This window comes from Pseudomonas sp. TR47, assembly GCF_044143025.1.
In the GTDB taxonomy this organism is placed as follows: domain Bacteria; phylum Pseudomonadota; class Gammaproteobacteria; order Pseudomonadales; family Pseudomonadaceae; genus Aquipseudomonas; species Aquipseudomonas putida_E.
Genome location: NZ_JBHFCS010000001.1, coordinates 119,147 through 135,876, shown reverse-complemented (window position 1 = coordinate 135,876; position 16,730 = coordinate 119,147). Strand labels below are relative to the sequence as shown.

Annotated in this window: 12 protein-coding genes; 8 read left to right on the top strand and 4 right to left on the bottom strand. The window is 62.2% G+C overall.

All coding sequences use genetic code 11. The features are described from left to right. The first annotated feature begins 140 nt into the window (after positions 1-140). The 3 genes from zwf to ACEWE8_RS00640 are packed head-to-tail and all read left to right on the top strand — an operon-like array spanning position 141 to position 3,002. Positions 141-1,610: a glucose-6-phosphate dehydrogenase gene (gene zwf, locus ACEWE8_RS00650; protein ID WP_046784406.1), complete on the top strand. Its 1,470-nt coding sequence runs from the start codon at positions 141-143 to the stop codon at positions 1,608-1,610. Beyond that, positions 1,597-2,310, top strand: a complete 714-nt coding sequence (gene pgl, locus ACEWE8_RS00645; RefSeq protein ID WP_046784405.1) for a 6-phosphogluconolactonase — start codon at positions 1,597-1,599, stop codon at positions 2,308-2,310. Before zwf ends, pgl begins: the two co-directional genes overlap by 14 nt. Before the next feature lie 17 nt (positions 2,311-2,327). Beyond that, on the top strand, positions 2,328-3,002 hold the full coding sequence (locus tag ACEWE8_RS00640) for a bifunctional 4-hydroxy-2-oxoglutarate aldolase/2-dehydro-3-deoxy-phosphogluconate aldolase (RefSeq protein ID WP_046784404.1): 675 nt from the start codon (positions 2,328-2,330) through the stop codon (positions 3,000-3,002). Positions 3,003-3,229: 227 nt separating this feature from the next. On the opposite strand, the gene leuA is transcribed toward ACEWE8_RS00640, so the two are convergent. The 3 genes from leuA to xseA all read right to left on the bottom strand — a co-directional run bounded on the left by leuA (position 3,230) and on the right by xseA (position 7,514). Beyond that, positions 3,230-4,903 (bottom strand): 2-isopropylmalate synthase, encoded by a 1,674-nt coding sequence (gene leuA, locus ACEWE8_RS00635; protein ID WP_039603780.1) that lies wholly within the window; start codon positions 4,901-4,903, stop codon positions 3,230-3,232. Between the two features lie 400 nt (positions 4,904-5,303). Then, complete coding sequence (locus ACEWE8_RS00630) at positions 5,304-6,131, bottom strand: peptidoglycan DD-metalloendopeptidase family protein (RefSeq protein ID WP_046784403.1); 828 nt, start codon at positions 6,129-6,131, stop codon at positions 5,304-5,306. A gap of 3 nt (positions 6,132-6,134) precedes the next feature. Beyond that, on the bottom strand, positions 6,135-7,514 hold the full coding sequence (gene xseA, locus ACEWE8_RS00625) for an exodeoxyribonuclease VII large subunit (RefSeq protein ID WP_046784402.1): 1,380 nt from the start codon (positions 7,512-7,514) through the stop codon (positions 6,135-6,137). A 216-nt stretch (positions 7,515-7,730) separates the two neighbouring features. Between xseA and ACEWE8_RS00620 the strand changes: the two genes are divergently transcribed. The 3 genes from ACEWE8_RS00620 to guaA all read left to right on the top strand — a co-directional run bounded on the left by ACEWE8_RS00620 (position 7,731) and on the right by guaA (position 11,548). Further along, positions 7,731-8,288 (top strand): hypothetical protein, encoded by a 558-nt coding sequence (locus tag ACEWE8_RS00620; RefSeq protein ID WP_046784400.1) that lies wholly within the window; start codon positions 7,731-7,733, stop codon positions 8,286-8,288. Between the two features lie 86 nt (positions 8,289-8,374). Beyond that, a complete protein-coding gene (guaB, locus tag ACEWE8_RS00615) occupies positions 8,375-9,844 on the top strand; it encodes an IMP dehydrogenase (RefSeq protein WP_008094438.1) in 1,470 nt (489 codons plus the stop codon). A 126-nt stretch (positions 9,845-9,970) separates the two neighbouring features. Then, positions 9,971-11,548 carry a glutamine-hydrolyzing GMP synthase gene (guaA, locus tag ACEWE8_RS00610; protein ID WP_012316007.1) on the top strand — a complete coding sequence of 526 codons (1,578 nt, stop codon included), beginning with the start codon at positions 9,971-9,973 and terminating at the stop codon, positions 11,546-11,548. Between the two features lie 65 nt (positions 11,549-11,613). Here guaA and ACEWE8_RS00605 read toward each other — a convergent pair whose 3' ends face one another. Next, positions 11,614-14,562 carry a membrane-targeted effector domain-containing toxin gene (locus ACEWE8_RS00605; protein ID WP_046784399.1) on the bottom strand — a complete coding sequence of 983 codons (2,949 nt, stop codon included), beginning with the start codon at positions 14,560-14,562 and terminating at the stop codon, positions 11,614-11,616. Positions 14,563-14,766: 204 nt separating this feature from the next. Here ACEWE8_RS00605 and ACEWE8_RS00600 point away from each other — a divergent pair, with 204 nt between their 5' ends. Next, on the top strand, positions 14,767-16,152 hold the full coding sequence (locus ACEWE8_RS00600; RefSeq protein ID WP_046784398.1) for a multicopper oxidase family protein: 1,386 nt from the start codon (positions 14,767-14,769) through the stop codon (positions 16,150-16,152). After that, complete coding sequence (gene tadA / locus ACEWE8_RS00595; protein ID WP_046784397.1) at positions 16,152-16,631, top strand: tRNA adenosine(34) deaminase TadA; 480 nt, start codon at positions 16,152-16,154, stop codon at positions 16,629-16,631. Before ACEWE8_RS00600 ends, tadA begins: the two co-directional genes overlap by 1 nt. Positions 16,632-16,730: the final 99 nt, after the last annotated feature.

Genomic DNA, 16,730 nt, shown 5'->3' with positions numbered 1-16,730 from the left:
TCTATCGTACTGTTGGTACGGGTGGCGCACCACTTATCTGTAACACTTGTGTGTAATGTTGTGGTTTTTACTACATTTTCTCTTGAAAACCGTATGTGAAAGCGGTATTCCTAGGCCAACTTTAGGAAAGAACCAACATCATGGCTGCGATCAGTGTTGAACCTTGCACCTTTGCCCTGTTCGGCGCCCTGGGCGACCTGGCATTGCGCAAGCTGTTTCCTGCGCTCTACCAGCTCGACCGCGCCAATTTGCTGCACGCCGATACTCGCTTGCTGGCGCTGGCCCGCGAGCCTGGCAGCGTGCAGGAGCACCTGAATACCATCGAGGCTCATCTGCGCAAACACGTGGCGGAGGCCGATCTGGAGCCTGCGGCGCTGGGGCGTTTTCTGGGGCGTCTGAGCTACCAGCACCTGGACTTCCTGCAGCCGGAGGGCTACCAGGCCCTGGCCGAGCAGGCACCTGCCCAGCTGCCGTTGATTGCCTATTTCGCCACTGCGGCTGCCGTGTATGGCGCGATCTGCGAAAACCTCGACAAGGCGGGCCTCGCCGCGCGCACCCGTGTGGTGCTGGAAAAGCCCATCGGGCACGATCTTGAGTCATCGCGCCGGGTGAACGACGCCGTGGCGCGGTTCTTCCCGGAAAGCCGTGTTTACCGCATCGACCATTACCTGGGCAAGGAGACGGTGCAGAACCTGATCGCCCTGCGCTTCGCCAACAGCCTGTTCGAAACCCAGTGGAACCAGAACTCCATCTCCCACGTGGAAATCACCGTGGCCGAGAAGGTCGGCATCGAAGGCCGCTGGGGCTATTTCGACAAGGCCGGGCAGCTGCGCGACATGATTCAGAATCACCTGCTGCAGCTGTTGTGCCTGATTGCCATGGACCCGCCCAGCGAGCTGTCGGCCGACAGCATCCGCGATGAGAAGGTCAAGGTGCTCAAAGCCCTTGCGCCGATCACCGGCGAGGGCTTGAGTACCCGCGTGGTGCGCGGCCAGTACATTGCCGGCTACAGCGACGGCAAGCCGGTGCCGGGTTACCTGGAAGAAGACAACGCCAACGCCCAGAGCGACACGGAAACCTTCGTCGCCCTGCGTGCCGACATTCGTAACTGGCGCTGGTCGGGCGTACCGTTCTACCTGCGTACCGGTAAGCGCATGCCGCAGAAGCTGTCGCAGATCGTCATCCACTTCAAGGAGACGCCGCACTACATCTTCGCCCCGGAGCAACGTTTGCAGGTCGGCAACAAACTGATCATCCGCCTGCAACCCAGTGAAGGCATTTCTTTGCGGGTGATGACCAAGGAGCAGGGCCTGGACAAAGGCATGCAACTGCGCAGCGGCCCCTTGCAGCTGAATTTTTCCGACACCTGGCGCACCGCGCGGATTCCGGATGCCTACGAACGCCTGCTGCTTGAGGTGATGCGCGGCAACCAGAACCTGTTCGTGCGCAAGGATGAAATCGAATATGCCTGGAAATGGTGCGACCAGTTGATCGCGGGCTGGCAGAGCGCCGGCGATGCGCCCAAGCCGTACGCGGCGGGGTCTTGGGGGCCGATGAGCTCGATTGCACTGATTACACGTGATGGGAGGGCGTGGTATGGGGATATCTGAATTGCAACTGCCGACTACCGTCAAGGCGCATCAACTCAATGATGCCCGCGCGCTCTCGGCAACATTGGCTGCTGATGTGGCCGACCGTTTGCGCGCAGCCATTGCCGCGAAAGGGCAGGCCTGCCTGGTGTTGTCCGGTGGCCGCAGCCCGGTGCCGTTCCTCGAGAAGCTGGCGACCGAGGCGCTGGACTGGTCGAAGGTCACCGTCAGCCTGGCCGACGAGCGCTGGGTGCCGGTGGAGCACGCCGACAGCAACGCCGGTTTGCTGGCTCGCCATCTGTTCCAGGGGGGCGCTGCCAAGGCTCGTTTCGTCGGCCTGTATCAGCAGGCCGAAAACCTCGACGCAGCGGCTGTCAAGGCCGACCAGGCACTGGCCGATCTGCCGGCTATCGACGTGCTGGTACTGGGCATGGGCGACGATGGCCATACGGCTTCGCTGTTCCCCAACAGCCCGAATCTTGCCGAGGGCCTGGACCTGAACTGCAAGCGCCGTTGCCTGCCGTTGCTGGCCCCGAGCGTGCCGCACCAGCGCCTCTCGCTGACCCGTTCGCTGCTGGCCAGCGCCGCTTTCATCGCGCTGTCCGTGCAGGGCCCGGGCAAACTCGCTACCCTGCGCGCCGCGCTGGCGGGCAACGACTTCAATGAAATGCCGATTCGCGCCTTTCTTCACGACCCCCTGGACATCTACTGGTGCCCATGAGCAAAGGATCCACTGTCATGACCACCCTTGAACGCCCCCAGCCTCTGCTCTCGATGGCCGAGAAAGCCGCCCGGATCGATGCGATCTGTGGGGCGGCGCGCATCCTGCCGGTGATCACCATCGCCCGTGAGGAAGATATCTTGCCGCTGGCCGATGCCCTGGCCGCTGGTGGTATCCGCACCTTGGAAGTAACCCTGCGCTCACAGTATGGCCTTAAGGCTATCCAGGTGCTGCGTGAACAGCGTCCGGAACTGTGTGTCGGTGCTGGTACGGTGCTCGATCGCGGCATGTTTGCCGCAGTCGAGGCGGCGGGCGCGCAGTTTGTCGTTACCCCGGGGATTACTCAGGACATCCTCGAAGCTGGAGTCGACAGCGATATCCCATTGTTGCCGGGTATCAGCACGCCTTCGGAAATCATGATGGGTTATGCCTTGGGTTATCGCCGCTTCAAGCTGTTCCCGGCGGAAATCAGTGGTGGCGTGGCAGCGATCAAGGCCTTTGGTGGCCCGTTCGGTGATATTCGATTCTGCCCTACCGGTGGCGTCAACCCGGCCAACGTGCGCAACTACATGGCGCTGCCTAACGTGATGTGCGTGGGTGGGACCTGGATGCTCGACAGCAGCTGGATCAAGAACGGCGACTGGGCGCGGATCGAAGCGTGCAGCGCCGAGGCGATGGCTTTGCTGGACTGATACTGAATTTGTTGTGTGCTTTACGGCTTATGGGGCGCTTGGTCGGCGCCCTTTTTTTTATCTGCAGATTTGTGCTGCTTGTGCGGGCCCTATCGCCGGCAAGCCGGCTCCTGCAAAGGCCTCACTGGCCATGAACTTGTGGGGGGCGGCTTGCCGGCGATAGGGCCCGCACAGGCAAAAAAAAAGCCCGCATCAGGGATGCGGGCTCTTGGACATCGAACCTCAGCTTACGCAGCCTTGGCCTCTTGCTGGCTCAGGGAGCGGTTCAGCGCGCTGAACAGTGCCTTGAAGCTGGCCGTGGTGATGTTCTCATCGATACCCACGCCGTGCACCGGGCGGCCACCGGCCACGCGCAACTCGATGTAGGCCGCGGCCTTGGCATTGGTGCCGGCACCGATGGCGTGCTCGTTGTAGTCCATGATCTCCACGGCAATCGGCAGGCCGGCTACCAGGGCTTCGAGGGCGCCATTGCCCTTGCCGCGCCAGTGCAGGGTAGTCTCGCCTTCACCGGCGACTTCCACTTCTACGGCGCTGTGGCCGTTTTCTTCCTGCAGGCGGTGGCTGACCAGCGCATACGGGCTGTTGGCCTGGAGGTATTCCTTGTGCAGCAGGCTGTAGATCTGCTGCGCGGTCATTTCCAGGCCAAGGCGGTCGGTTTCACCCTGAACCACCTGGCTGAACTCGATCTGCATGCGGCGCGGCAGGCTGATGCCGTACTCCTGCTCGAGCAGGTAGGTGATGCCGCCTTTGCCCGACTGGCTGTTGACGCGGATCACGGCCTCGTAGCTGCGGCCGATGTCGGCCGGGTCGATCGGCAGGTACGGCACTTCCCACAGCTCGCCTTCCTGCTGCTTGGCGAAGCCCTTGCGGATGGCGTCCTGGTGCGAGCCGGAGAACGCAGTGTGTACCAGGTCACCGACATACGGATGACGCGGGTGAACCGGCAGCTGGTTGCATTCTTCGACCACCTTGCGCACGCCGTCGATGTCGGAGAAGTCCAGTTGTGGGTCGATGCCCTGGGTGTAGAGGTTCAGTGCCAGGGTCACCAGGTCGACGTTGCCGGTACGCTCGCCATTGCCGAACAGGCAGCCTTCGGCACGGTCGGCACCGGCCATCAGGCCCAGTTCTGTGGCGGCGATGCCGGTGCCACGGTCGTTGTGGCAGTGCAGGCTGATGATCACGCTGTCGCGGCGGCTGATGTTGCGGCAGAACCACTCGATCTGGTCGGCGTAGATGTTCGGCGTGGCAACTTCCACGGTGGCCGGCAGGTTGAGGATGACCTTGTGCTCAGGCGTCGGGTTCCACACTTCGATGACCGCGTCGCAGACTTCCTTGGCGAACTCAAGCTCAGTGGCGCTGAAGGTTTCCGGCGAGTACTGGAACGTCCACTGGGTTTCCGGCTGCTGGGCGGCGTACTTGACGAACAGCTTGGCCGCGTTCACCGCGATGTCTTTCACGCCTTGCTTGTCCTGGTTGAAGACGATGCGGCGGAACGACGGGCTGGTGGCGTTGTACAGGTGGACGATGGCCTTCTTGGCCCCGCGCAGCGATTCGAAGGTGCGCGCGATCAGGTCTTCACGGGCCTGGGTGAGCACCTGGATGGTGGTGTCATCCGGGATGTGACCGTCTTCGATCAAGGTGCGCACGAAGTCGAAATCGGTCTGCGAGGCGGACGGGAACGAGGCTTCGATTTCCTTCACGCCAACCTGCACCAAGGTCTTCCAGAACCGCAGCTTCTTCTCCGAGTCCATCGGCTCGATCAGCGACTGGTTGCCATCACGCAGGTCCGAGCTGCACCAGATCGGCGCTTCGGTGATGGTCTTCGACGGCCAGGTACGGTCTGGCAGGTCGATGGTCGGGAAGGCGCGGTACTTCTTCGAAGGGTCTTTGAGCATGGTCATGGAAGCAATCCTTTTGTGTGCGGCCGAGATCGGGCCTGCCGAGCAATAACGAGATGAAGAGGCGAGGCGACGCGATCAGCCTGGTAGTCGGGCGCTGACCAGGCAGAGGCTGCGATGTTGTCGGAGCAGGATGAGGGTGCTGAAGGTTTTCATGCCCTCAACCCTAACCAGTGGGTTGAGGGATGGCAAGCGCTGGCGAAAAATTGAGATAAATGCTTAAAAAAAGCTAAATGGCGAGATTTTATGGCTGTTATTTATCTCGGGATTCGAGCTTATTGCGCTGTATTTTTTGATTGCGCAAATCAAGCTAACGGAGGCGAGGGTGCTGGCCTCTTCGCCGGCAAGCCAGCTCCCGGAAGGGGTTGGCAGCCGGCTTGCCGGCGATGAAGGCGCTACGGTATCAGGGCTGGAACGCACCAATGAAGATGGCCGGGTCCACCCGCGCATCATTCAGGCTGACATTCCAGTGCATGTGCGGCCCGGTCGCCCGCCCGGTCGAGCCAACCCTGCCCACCACATCGCCGCGACGCACTTGTTGCCCCACGTTCACATCAATCTTCGACATGTGGCAGAACATGCTGATGAAGCCCTGCCCATGGTCGACGAACACCGTGCGGCCGTTGAAGAAATAATCACCCACCAGGATCACCTTGCCATTGGCTGGTGTCTTGATCGGCGTGCCCGCAGGCACCGCGAAATCGAGCCCCGCATGCGGGTTGCGCTCTTCACCGTTGAAGAAGCGGCGTACGCCGAACTTGCTCGACAGCGGGCCGCTGACCGGCTTGTCGAGGACCAGGTTGCTCGGCAGGTTCGGGCTGAAGCTGCGGTAGGCCTTGATCTGCTCGGCCAGTTCACGGTCGATGCGCTTGAGGTCGGCGGGGTTGGGGTTGACCTGGCGCTTGTTCTTCAGGGTGATGTGCTGCTCGGGGTACTTCTTGTTGCCCACGCTGAACGGCAGGCTGCGCCCGCCCTGGGTCAGCAGGGCCGGGCCGGGCTTGTGCGTCAGCGGAATGCCGACGATGGCCAGCCAGTTGTCCTGCTCTTTCACCACCAGCACCGGTTTGCCGTCGAAGCGTGCGCTCGGCGCCGTGGCCGCCGGGCCCAGATCGACCACGGCAACGCCGCCCGGGACGGGCTTGTTCAGGATGCGGGTGATGTAGCTGGCCTGGGCGCCGCCGGCCAGCAACAACAGGGATAGGGCAAGCAGAGGGGCAAACAGGCGGGGCATGTGTCAGTCCAGTAGGGAAAGGGTGACCGGAGTCAGGTGGTTGTCCTCGACCCGCACCTGCAATTCGCCCTCATTCAGGCGGGCAGTCAGGCGCTGGCCGTTGCGGGTTTGCTCGGCACTGCGGATGGCCTGGCCACGCTCATCGAGAAGGATGCTGTAGCCGCGTGCCAGGGTAGCCAGCGGGCTGACCACCTGCAGCGTCTGCAACTGCGCCTGAAAGCGCTGGCGGCGGTCCTTGAGCACCTCGCGCATGGCCCGCGGCAGCCGCTCGGCGAGGCTGTCCAGGCGTTGGCTGAGCAGTTTCAGCGTACGCCCCGGATGCTGCGCGGCCAGGCGTGTGTCGAGGCGCGCCAGGCGTTCGCGGCGCTGGTTGAGGCTCTGCAGGAAGGCGCGGCGCATGCGCATGTCCAGGTCGTCCAGGCGCTGTGCCTGCTGGCGCAAGCGCTCGCCGGGGTGGCGCAGGCGCCGGGTCAGCGATTCCAGGCGCAGGCGGTCGTGGGCCAGGCGGTTCTGCATGCGCAGCAGCAGGCGCCGCTGCAACCCTTCAAGGCGCTGCTGCAGCCCGCTGCTGTCGGGTGCCAGCAGCTCGGCGGCGGCAGAGGGCGTAGGGGCGCGCACATCGGCGACAAAGTCGCTGATCGACACGTCGGTCTCATGGCCCACGGCGCTGACGATCGGCGTGACGCAGGCCGCTATTGCACGCGCCACGGCTTCTTCGTTGAAGCACCACAGGTCTTCCAGCGACCCGCCGCCACGGGCCAGGATCAGGGCATCGAAACCGAGGCTGTCGGCCAGGCGGATGGCGCGCACGATCTGCGCAATGGCTTCGCGGCCCTGTACTGCTGTTGGGATCAGGTTCAGTTCGACCTGCGGGGCGCGGCGGCCGAACACGCTGATGATGTCGCGGATGACCGCGCCGGTGGGCGAACTGATGATGCCGATGCGCTGCGGGTGGGCGGGCAGCGGCTTTTTGCGTTCGGCGCTGAACAGGCCCTCGGCGCCGAGCTTTTCCTTCAGTGCCTCGAAGGCCAGGCGCAGAGCGCCGTCACCGGCCGGTTCGACGGTGTCGAGAATCAGCTGGTAGTCGCCACGGCCTTCGAACAGCGAGACCTTGCCGCGCACACGCACTGCCAGGCCATCGCGCAGGGCCTGACGGACACGTGTGGCGTTCTGCCGGAACAGCGCGCAGCGCACCTGGGCGCCGCTGTCTTTGAGGGTGAAGTACATGTGGCCGGAGGCCGGGCGGGCGAGGTTGGATATCTCGCCTTCCACCCAGACGCTGCGGAACACGTCTTCCAGCAGCACACGGGCGCGGCCGTTGAGCTGGCTGACGGTGAGAACCTCGCGGTCCAGGCCGAGTCGTTCGAAGGGGTCTTTGATCATGGGGGCATGATAAGGGGGTGGGTGGGGAGCGCCAAGTGCAAGGGGCGAGATTTTGGGGGTGGATAATAGAGGAGCGGGGTGGGGGCGGGTGAAGCCTTGAGTGTTGCAGCGTTGATGAATCGAGCGCCGCCCGCGGCCTTGCGCTGATCGGTCGCTACCTGAGCGCGTGAGCGGTAGAATTGCGCGATTACCGCAATCCCCAGGCCCGTTTCGCCCATGAACACCCAGAGCATCATCGTCCCGAAACTCTCCACCGTGCCGGTGCACGAGGCCCGCGCCCGGGCCATCCTGCGCTGGCTGGTGCGCGAAAAAGTGGTCGAGGAGCAACTGACCACTTGCGGTCGCACCGGCAACCGCATGGGCCATGCCCTGGCCGAAGGCGCGCGCAAAATCGCCCTGCACCCGCAAAAGCTGCCGTTTGGCGCGCCGGTCAACGGCCTGGAAGTGATGCTCAAGCGCTGCATCTATACCCCCACCGAGGGTTTCCTCGAAGAAGCCGGCTGCCCCGAGTGCCGGCGCGAGGTGGGCGAACCCTTGTTCGAAAGCCTGGAAGAGTGGATGCCGGGGGTGAGTGACAACTTCACCTGCCCCTTGTGCGGCTTCGAGGACGACATCAATGGCTTCATTTACCTGCAGCCATGTGCCTTTTCCAACCTGGGGTTCATCTTCAACAACTGGGGCGAGGCCGGGTTTACCCAGGCCTTTCTCGACAGCTTCGCCGACTGGCTGGACCAGCCGGTGGCGGTGGTGCAGGTAAAACTGCCAGAACGCTGACCGAAGGCCCTTATTTTGCATTGAGCGGCGCGCCGTGGATGAGTATAATGGCGCGCTTCCATTTTTCCCGCCCGGGAGCCCCCGCGATGCTGCGTATCAGCCAAGAAGCCCTGACTTTCGACGATATCCTCCTTGTACCTGGCTACTCCGAGGTACTGCCCAATGAAGTCAGTCTCAAGACCCGTTTGACTCGTGGCATCGAGCTGAACATCCCTCTGGTTTCCGCCGCCATGGATACCGTGACCGAAGCGCGCCTGGCCATTGCCATGGCTCAGGAAGGCGGCATCGGCATCATCCACAAGAACATGACCATCGAACAGCAGGCCGGCGAAGTACGCAAGGTCAAGAAGTTCGAGGCTGGCGTGGTCAAGGACCCGATCACCATCGAAGCCGACGCCACCGTGCGCGACCTGTTCGACCTGACCCGCCTGAACAACATCTCGGGTGTTCCGGTGCTGGAGAACGGCGACCTGGTCGGTATCGTCACTTCCCGTGACGTACGCTTCGAAACCCGCCTGGATGCCAAGGTGCGCGACGTGATGACGCCCAAAGAGCGCCTGGTCACCGTGCGCGAAGGCGCCGACAAGAACGAAGTCCGCGAGCTGCTGCACAAGCACCGCCTGGAAAAAGTCCTGATCGTCGACGACAAGTTCAGCCTCAAGGGCATGATGACCGTCAAGGACATCGAAAAAGCCAAGGCCTACCCGCTGGCCAGCAAGGACGACCAGGGTCGCCTGCGCGTCGGCGCTGCCGTCGGCACCGGCAAGGACACCGGCGAGCGTGTTGCCGCCCTGGTAGCTGCTGGCGTTGACGTGGTTGTCGTCGATACTGCTCACGGCCACTCCAAAGGTGTGATCGACCGCGTTCGCTGGGTCAAGGAAACCTACCCGCAAGTTCAGGTGATCGGCGGCAACATCGCTACCGGCGCTGCGGCCAAGGCCCTGGCAGAAGCCGGTGCTGACGCCGTCAAGGTCGGTATCGGCCCAGGTTCGATCTGCACCACCCGTATCGTCGCCGGTGTCGGCGTACCGCAAATCAGTGCCATCGCCAACGTTGCCGCGGCACTGGAAGGCACTGGCGTGCCACTGATCGCCGACGGCGGCATCCGTTTCTCGGGTGACCTGTCCAAGGCCATCGTCGCCGGTGCTTCCTGCGTGATGATGGGTTCGATGTTCGCCGGTACCGAAGAAGCCCCGGGTGAAGTCGAGCTGTTCCAGGGCCGTTCCTACAAGGCCTACCGCGGCATGGGCTCGCTGGGTGCCATGGCACAGGCGCAAGGCTCCTCGGACCGTTACTTCCAGGACTCCTCGGCCGGTGCCGAGAAGCTGGTGCCGGAAGGTATCGAAGGCCGCGTACCATACAAGGGCGCCCTGGCCGCGATCATCCACCAGCTGATGGGCGGCCTGCGTTCGTCCATGGGTTACACCGGCAGCGCAACCATCGAAGAGATGCGCACCAAGCCGGAATTCGTGCGCATCACCGGTGCCGGCATGGCCGAGTCCCACGTGCATGACGTGCAGATCACCAAAGAAGCCCCTAACTACCGGGTCGGCTGAAGCCTCCAGCGGTAAGTAGCAAGCTTCAAGCTCCAAGCGGTAGTTGCGTTGCAGCAGCTACCGCGTTTTCCCCGATCAACTTGCAGCTCGCAGCTAGACGCTTGCAGCTGCACCAGAGATTGAGTCATGGCCCTCGACATTCACGCTCACCGCATCCTGATCCTCGATTTCGGTTCCCAGTACACCCAGCTGATCGCCCGCCGCGTGCGCGAAATCGGCGTGTACTGCGAACTGCACCCGTTCGACATGGACGATGAAGCGATCCGCGAATTCAACCCGCGCGGCATCATCCTCGCCGGCGGCCCCGAGTCGGTCCACGAAGCCAACAGCCCGCGTGCACCGCAGGCCGTGTTCGACCTGAATGTACCGTTGCTGGGCATCTGCTACGGCATGCAGACCATGGCCGAGCAGCTGGGCGGCAAGGTCGAAGGTTCGGACCTGCGCGAGTTCGGTTATGCCCGCGTTGACGTGGTCGGCAAGAGCCGCCTGCTCGACGGCATCGAAGACCACGTTGATGGCGACGGCGTATTGGGCCTGGACGTGTGGATGAGCCACGGCGACAAGGTCACCCAGATGCCGGGCAACTTCAACATTCTGGCCAGCACCCCGAGCTGCCCGATCGCCGGCATGTTCGACGACGCGCGCGGCTACTACGGCGTGCAGTTCCACCCGGAAGTGACCCACACCAAGCAAGGCGGTCGCATCCTGTCCCGCTTCGTGCAGGACATCTGTGGCTGTGAAGCCCTGTGGACGCCTTCGAACATCGTCGAAGACGCCATCGCCCAGGTGCGTCAGCAAGTCGGCTCGGCCAACGTCCTGCTGGGCCTGTCTGGCGGTGTCGACTCCTCCGTGGTAGCTGCGCTGCTGCACCGCGCCATCGGCGACCAGCTGACCTGCGTCTTCGTCGACAACGGCCTGCTGCGCCTGCACGAAGGCGACCAGGTGATGGCCATGTTCAAGGAGAACATGGGCGTCAAAGTGATCCGCGCCGATGCCGAGAAGCAGTTCCTCGACAACCTGGAAGGCGAAGCCGACCCGGAGAAGAAGCGCAAGATCATCGGCCGCACCTTCATTGATGTGTTCGATGCCGAAGCCAGCAAACTGGACAACATCCAGTTCCTCGCCCAGGGCACCATCTACCCGGACGTGATCGAGTCGGCCGGCGCCAAGAGCGGCAAGGCCCACGTGATCAAGTCGCACCACAACGTGGGTGGCCTGCCGGAGGAAATGAACCTCAAGCTGGTCGAGCCGCTGCGTGAACTGTTCAAGGACGAAGTGCGCAAGATCGGCCTGGAGCTGGGCCTGCCGTACGACATGGTCTACCGCCACCCGTTCCCGGGCCCAGGCCTGGGTGTGCGTATCCTCGGTGAAGTGAAGAAGGAGTACGCCGACATCCTGCGTCGCGCCGACCACATCTTCATCGAAGAGCTGCGCAAGGCCGACTGGTACCACAAGACCAGCCAGGCCTTCGTGGTGTTCCAACCGGTGAAATCGGTTGGTGTCGTGGGCGACGGCCGTCGCTACGCCTGGGTCGTGGCCCTGCGTGCTGTCGAGACCGTGGACTTCATGACCGCGCGCTGGGCGCACCTGCCTTACGACCTGCTGGAAACCGTCAGCGGCCGTATCATCAACGAAATCGACGGTATCTCGCGCGTGACTTACGACGTGTCGAGCAAGCCGCCGGCCACCATTGAGTGGGAATGAGTTGAGCCACAAGGGCGCCGCAAGGCGCCCTTGTTGTTTGCGGTTCGCAAAGTGGTTGATGGTCTTCAATGGGCTACATGACGCATGCCCCGCATCCTGAGGAAGATGTCCAGATCGGAAAGATGCTCTAGTCGTCGCTCATGAATGGTCGGCCAGTCTGCTCGCTCGATGTAATAGAAGCGTCCATCGCGTTTGACGGGGGTGCGGCGCAGGCTAAGGTCGCGGCTGCGATTGATCAGGTACGTGTCGCTGTCGATATGTTCAAAGGTGTAGTCACCCGGCCTGATCAGCAATGCTTCAAAATCGGTCGCCGCTGTGGTGAATGGCTCAATCGAGGCGCGCAGCCGTATGTCGCTTTTCAGGTGCCAGACTTTGCCCCCCTTTTCTGGCGCGTCTACACCAGGGTCGACCGCATAGCTGTCGACGCCTCCGACCGGAGTATCCTCGACGCGCAACCCTACCACGCCTTCGGTTTCTGCCAGGCCTGTAACGCCATGGAAGTTATTGGCATGGGTGTTACCGACCAATGCGACCCATTTGCCTGGCCCGCGGGCAGCCTGGTCAGCTTCGATGATCAGGTGAGCATAGAAATTCATCATCTCCTGACGTGCCACAGGGGATGGTGGCGTTGCCCACGCCTGGCGGTAGCTTGCCATGCAGTCGATGGACTGGATACGCAAGCCGTTTTTCTGCGCCTCCAGCAATACCCGGCGGAAGGTGTATCGGCCTGCCAGGTCGGTCTGGTGTCCAAAGTCCTGTGCGGTGATATAGCGGTCCAGCGCTGTGGGCAGTTGGCCGCTGCGGTTGAAGGCGTCCAGGTCGGCCTGCTGGAAGTCGGTCGTGAAATGTTCCATGTACAACGTCTTGACCTTCAGCTTGCGTAGCACAGCCATGTTGTCGATCAAGAAGCGCTTGCTACCCAGGCTGCTATGCGCCTCGCCTACCACCAGGCCCTGGCTGTTCTCATAGATGTTTTGCAGGATCTGTTTTGGCGTTGTTCCGGGGCTTATGTCTGGTAATCGAGGGCGCGCAGGCGCTTGCACAGTAGCCATGAAGTCGCGGGCATCCGTAGCCAGTTGTTCGCGAAGCGTGAGAAAGCGAGCGACGGCCGCTAGCCTGTCAGGGTCATGAATATTGATTCGCACCCCTGTTAGCTCTTCGTCTGCCACGTCTTTGAGTGAGGCGCGCAAGTCGGCAGGCACTTCGTAAGGTGTGGCGGCTAGCGCAGGCTGGCTTGTCCCGGTGGCGCGGCGCCCCCAGATTTTAAGCCTCGGGAGCATGCCACCCTTGAGCCCGCCCCGGTCGACGGGATACCAATGGCCCTCGTCATCCAGCCGGATGGGCTGGCTTTTGTAGAAAGAGAAGGGGTTCTCGGGAGGCACAATGGCCCAGGTTTTCAGCTCGGGCGCAAAGCGCACCTGATAGGGTAGCTCGTCGATCAGTACATAGAACTGCCCATCCTGCGTATAGATACCTTGGAGTGCTCCTGTGCCGGGCTCGCCGCTCAGTAGAACGTTGGTTTCGAATGGGCTAAGCAACGGCCAGCCTTCTGCGGGCTGGAACGGCGCAGGGACCCAGGCTTTCACCGTATCCGTCACGCTGGCATCCTCCTCCTCGCCCTGGACCACTTCGCCGGCCGTGGCTGGATCTTCTGCCGAACCTAGGTTTTTCCCTGTGCCTGCTTCAGTGACCTCGGCCAGATCTGCAATGGGTCGCCCCGGCGCACTCAGGAGAAACGTGGCGTTGAACAGGGTTTCGATGGCCGAAAGAATTGCGCCTGTTACGCCTGCCTTGCGTTCGCAGGTTGTATGGCCACTGATCGCTTGATCGATATTGAGGCCAGTTTCTGCCATGCCGGCACCCACCAGGGCCAACGCAACGGGCCAGTCCACCGCAGCCATGGGGCCGAAGACTCTCAGCGACGCTCTCAGGTAGCCGATCCACAGTTGTTTGCGCAAATCGTCATTCGAGCGCAGGGAAACGTGCGCATCATCGAGCATTCGCTGATGGGCTTTGTCGCGCAGCCAGCTAAAAACATCGCCATCGATTCGCTGATCGAGCGTGTTAAGGCCGGAGTAATCATCTTTTCCCCAGCCTTGATACAGCAGGTCGACAAGGTGGTTGAGCCCGATGCTGGTATTGCCCTCGTCACGATCTTGGAGGGAGAAGTGCGCCATGAAGCGGGCCCGGTTTTCGGCCTGATTGCAGTGGTTGAGCACCCACCAGAACAGCGCCTGATCATTCTCGAACACCTGCAATGCATCGACATCGCCGGGCAAGTAGACAAGTTGCCTGCCATCTTGCAGTTGTACGCGCAGGATATCCGTAGCCACATGTCCGCCGATATCGAATGTGCATGCACGAATACCTTTGCCCGTTGCAGACTGATGTTGCAGTGCTTCTATCGAAGGCGGCCAGGAGATGTCTCCCACCAAGGCTTGGGTGACTTCCCGGCAACACTTTGCAAGCCCTGACGTGGGGGCCTGTGCACAGGCTTCTAGCACTTTGCTCAGGAAGTTGGCCTTGGCCAATGTACGAAAGTTCTCGGAATGCGTTGACCAGAATGACTTCAACCGGCTTTTGAAGTGACTGGCGAAATCGATGCTCCAGAAGTACTCCAGGACATTCCTCGCGTCGAGTCGCACTTCGTTGAGTTCGTCGTAGGCATTTTTGCCGGGGCCATCGCTGTAGAAACCGACGAGGTAGCCGAGCAAGTCGGCATTGTCCTGATCATTGGCATCGAAGCGGTGCATGACCAGCTGGGGCAATGTCAGGGACTCGTACGGTGGGTCCAGATGTTGCCATCCGTTGAAGGTTCTGGGGCTGCTGACGGCGGTGTGAAACCGGTGCAGATAGACGCTGTCAGGGTCATGTGCCTCCAAGCCATGCCGGTCAAGGATCTGCTGCGCGACCTCTCGCGCCATCTGGCGCATGTCCGGGCACGTTTCACTCACTTGCCTGGCCAGCTTGGTCAGCGAATCAAGGGTATCTGGTTGCGTTTTGCCAAGTAACATAAGGGCTCTCAAGGGTCGAGGGTGAGGGCCGGAAAGTGGCAGAAACGGTGCCGTGGTGGCGGTATATAGTGCCTGCCAGGTGTGCTCAGGGCAGCGCTATGCAACACTTCACTTAATCTTTCCCATTTGCAGGTGTATCGTATTCGCCCTTCATCGCCAGCCGTGCTGGCAGCTTGACTGCGCTTAAACGAGGTACCCGCACCGATGTCCTTCACCCGTCGACAAATGCTCAAGGGCCTGACCGGCCTGGTTGTAGTAGGCCTGGGCGCCGGAGGCGCAGCGCGGTACTGGCTGGGCAAGGTCGAGGACGAGAATGCCGGGCACGACTACGAGCTGATCGCGGCGCCCCTGGAGGTCGAGCTTGTGCCCGGCTTCAAGACCGAGGCCTGGGCGTTCGGCCCGTCGGCGCCAGGTACCGAGTTGCGGGTTCGCCAGGGCACCTGGCTGCGGGTACGGTTCATCAACCATCTGCCGGTGGAAACCACCATTCACTGGCATGGCATCCGCCTGCCGCTGGAAATGGACGGTGTGCCGTATGTGTCGCAGTTGCCGGTCAAGCCGGGCGAGTATTTCGATTACAAGTTCCGTGTGCCTGACGCCGGCAGCTACTGGTACCACCCGCACGTCAGCAGCTCTGAAGAACTCGGCCGCGGCCTGGTCGGCCCGCTGATCGTCGAGGAGCGTGAGCCAACCGGTTTTTTGCATGAGCGCACGCTGAGCCTGAAGAACTGGCACGTGGACGAGCAGGGTGCCTGGCTGCCCTTCAGCATCCCCCGCGAAGCGGCGCGCAATGGTACCGCCGGCCGGCTGATCACCATCAATGGCCAGGCTGACTCGGTCACCGAATTACCGGCCGGGCAGGTGGTGCGCCTGCGTCTGCTCAACCTGGACAACACCTGGACCTATCGCCTGAACCTCAAGGGCGGCAATCACGAGGCCAGAATCTACGCCCTCGATGGCAATCCGGTCACCCCGCGTGTGCTCGATGACGAGTACTGGCTGGGGCCAGGCATGCGTGTTTGCCTGGCGATCCGCATCCCCGAGGCAGGTGAAGAGATTTCCCTGCGCGACGGCTTCGTGCGCTTGGGCACCTTGCGCTCGGTAGCCAGCAACGATGCGCCCAGCGACTGGCCGCCTGCCTTGCCGCCGAACCCTGTGGCCGAGCCGGACCTGGAGAATGCCGAGAAGCTGAACTTCAATTTCGAATGGGTGGGCAAGGTTTCGGTCAACACCGAAAATGGCAGGCCGCCAAGCCTGTGGCAGATCAATGGTCAAGCCTGGGACATCACCGACAAGACCTGCGCCGACCGGCCGATCGCCACGCTGCAAAAAGGCAAGAGCTACATCTTCGAGTTGAAGAACATGACCCAGTACCAGCACCCGATCCACCTGCATGGCATGAGCTTCAAGGTCATTGCCTCCAACAGGCACAAGATCGTCGAACCGTGGTTCACCGATACCTACCTGCTGGGCAAGAACGAGCGGGCCCAGGTGGCGCTGGTGGCCGATAATCCAGGCACCTGGATGTTCCACTGCCATGTCATCGACCACATGGAAACCGGCCTGATGGCCGCGATTGCGGTGGTCTGATGCGCCCACAGATCATCGATCGCAGCCGTGATCAGGAATTCATGCGCATGGCCCTGGACCTGGCGGCACAAGGTGCCGCGCTGGGCGAGGTGCCGGTGGGCGCGGTGCTGGTGCAGCACGGCCAGGTGATCGGGCAGGGCTTCAACCGGCCGATCATCGACAGCGACCCCAGTGCCCATGCCGAGATGGTCGCCATCCGCGCGGCGGCAAAGTCTGCGAGCAATTACCGCCTGCCGGGCAGCACCCTTTATGTGACCCTGGAGCCTTGCAGCATGTGCGCGGGGCTGATCGTGCATTCGCGGGTGGCCCGGGTGGTGTATGGCGCGCTGGAGCCCAAGGCCGGCATCGTGCAGAGCCAGGGGCAATTTTTCAGCCAGGGCTTCCTGAACCATCGGGTAATGTACGAAGGTGGGGTGCTGGCCGAGGAATGTGGCGCAATCTTGAGCGAATTCTTCAAGGCGCGGCGCGCCAAGGTGTAGGAGCGGCCTCGTGTGGCGAAAGGGCTGCAAGGCAGCCCCGCCTTTAATGCCTCAATACTGAACCCTGGACAGCTGTGCGGGCCTTTCGCAACACAAGGC

Coding starts and splice junctions, on each gene's coding strand:
- zwf (WP_046784406.1), top strand. CDS start 141: ATGGCTGCGATCAGTGTTGAACCTTGCACCTTTGCCCTGTTCGGCGCC.
- pgl (WP_046784405.1), top strand. CDS start 1,597: ATGGGGATATCTGAATTGCAACTGCCGACTACCGTCAAGGCGCATCAA.
- ACEWE8_RS00640 (WP_046784404.1), top strand. CDS start 2,328: ATGACCACCCTTGAACGCCCCCAGCCTCTGCTCTCGATGGCCGAGAAA.
- leuA (WP_039603780.1), bottom strand. CDS start 4,903: ATGACCATGCTCAAAGACCCTTCGAAGAAGTACCGCGCCTTCCCGACC.
- ACEWE8_RS00630 (WP_046784403.1), bottom strand. CDS start 6,131: ATGCCCCGCCTGTTTGCCCCTCTGCTTGCCCTATCCCTGTTGTTGCTG.
- xseA (WP_046784402.1), bottom strand. CDS start 7,514: ATGATCAAAGACCCCTTCGAACGACTCGGCCTGGACCGCGAGGTTCTC.
- ACEWE8_RS00620 (WP_046784400.1), top strand. CDS start 7,731: ATGAACACCCAGAGCATCATCGTCCCGAAACTCTCCACCGTGCCGGTG.
- guaB (WP_008094438.1), top strand. CDS start 8,375: ATGCTGCGTATCAGCCAAGAAGCCCTGACTTTCGACGATATCCTCCTT.
- guaA (WP_012316007.1), top strand. CDS start 9,971: ATGGCCCTCGACATTCACGCTCACCGCATCCTGATCCTCGATTTCGGT.
- ACEWE8_RS00605 (WP_046784399.1), bottom strand. CDS start 14,562: ATGTTACTTGGCAAAACGCAACCAGATACCCTTGATTCGCTGACCAAG.
- ACEWE8_RS00600 (WP_046784398.1), top strand. CDS start 14,767: ATGTCCTTCACCCGTCGACAAATGCTCAAGGGCCTGACCGGCCTGGTT.
- tadA (WP_046784397.1), top strand. CDS start 16,152: ATGCGCCCACAGATCATCGATCGCAGCCGTGATCAGGAATTCATGCGC.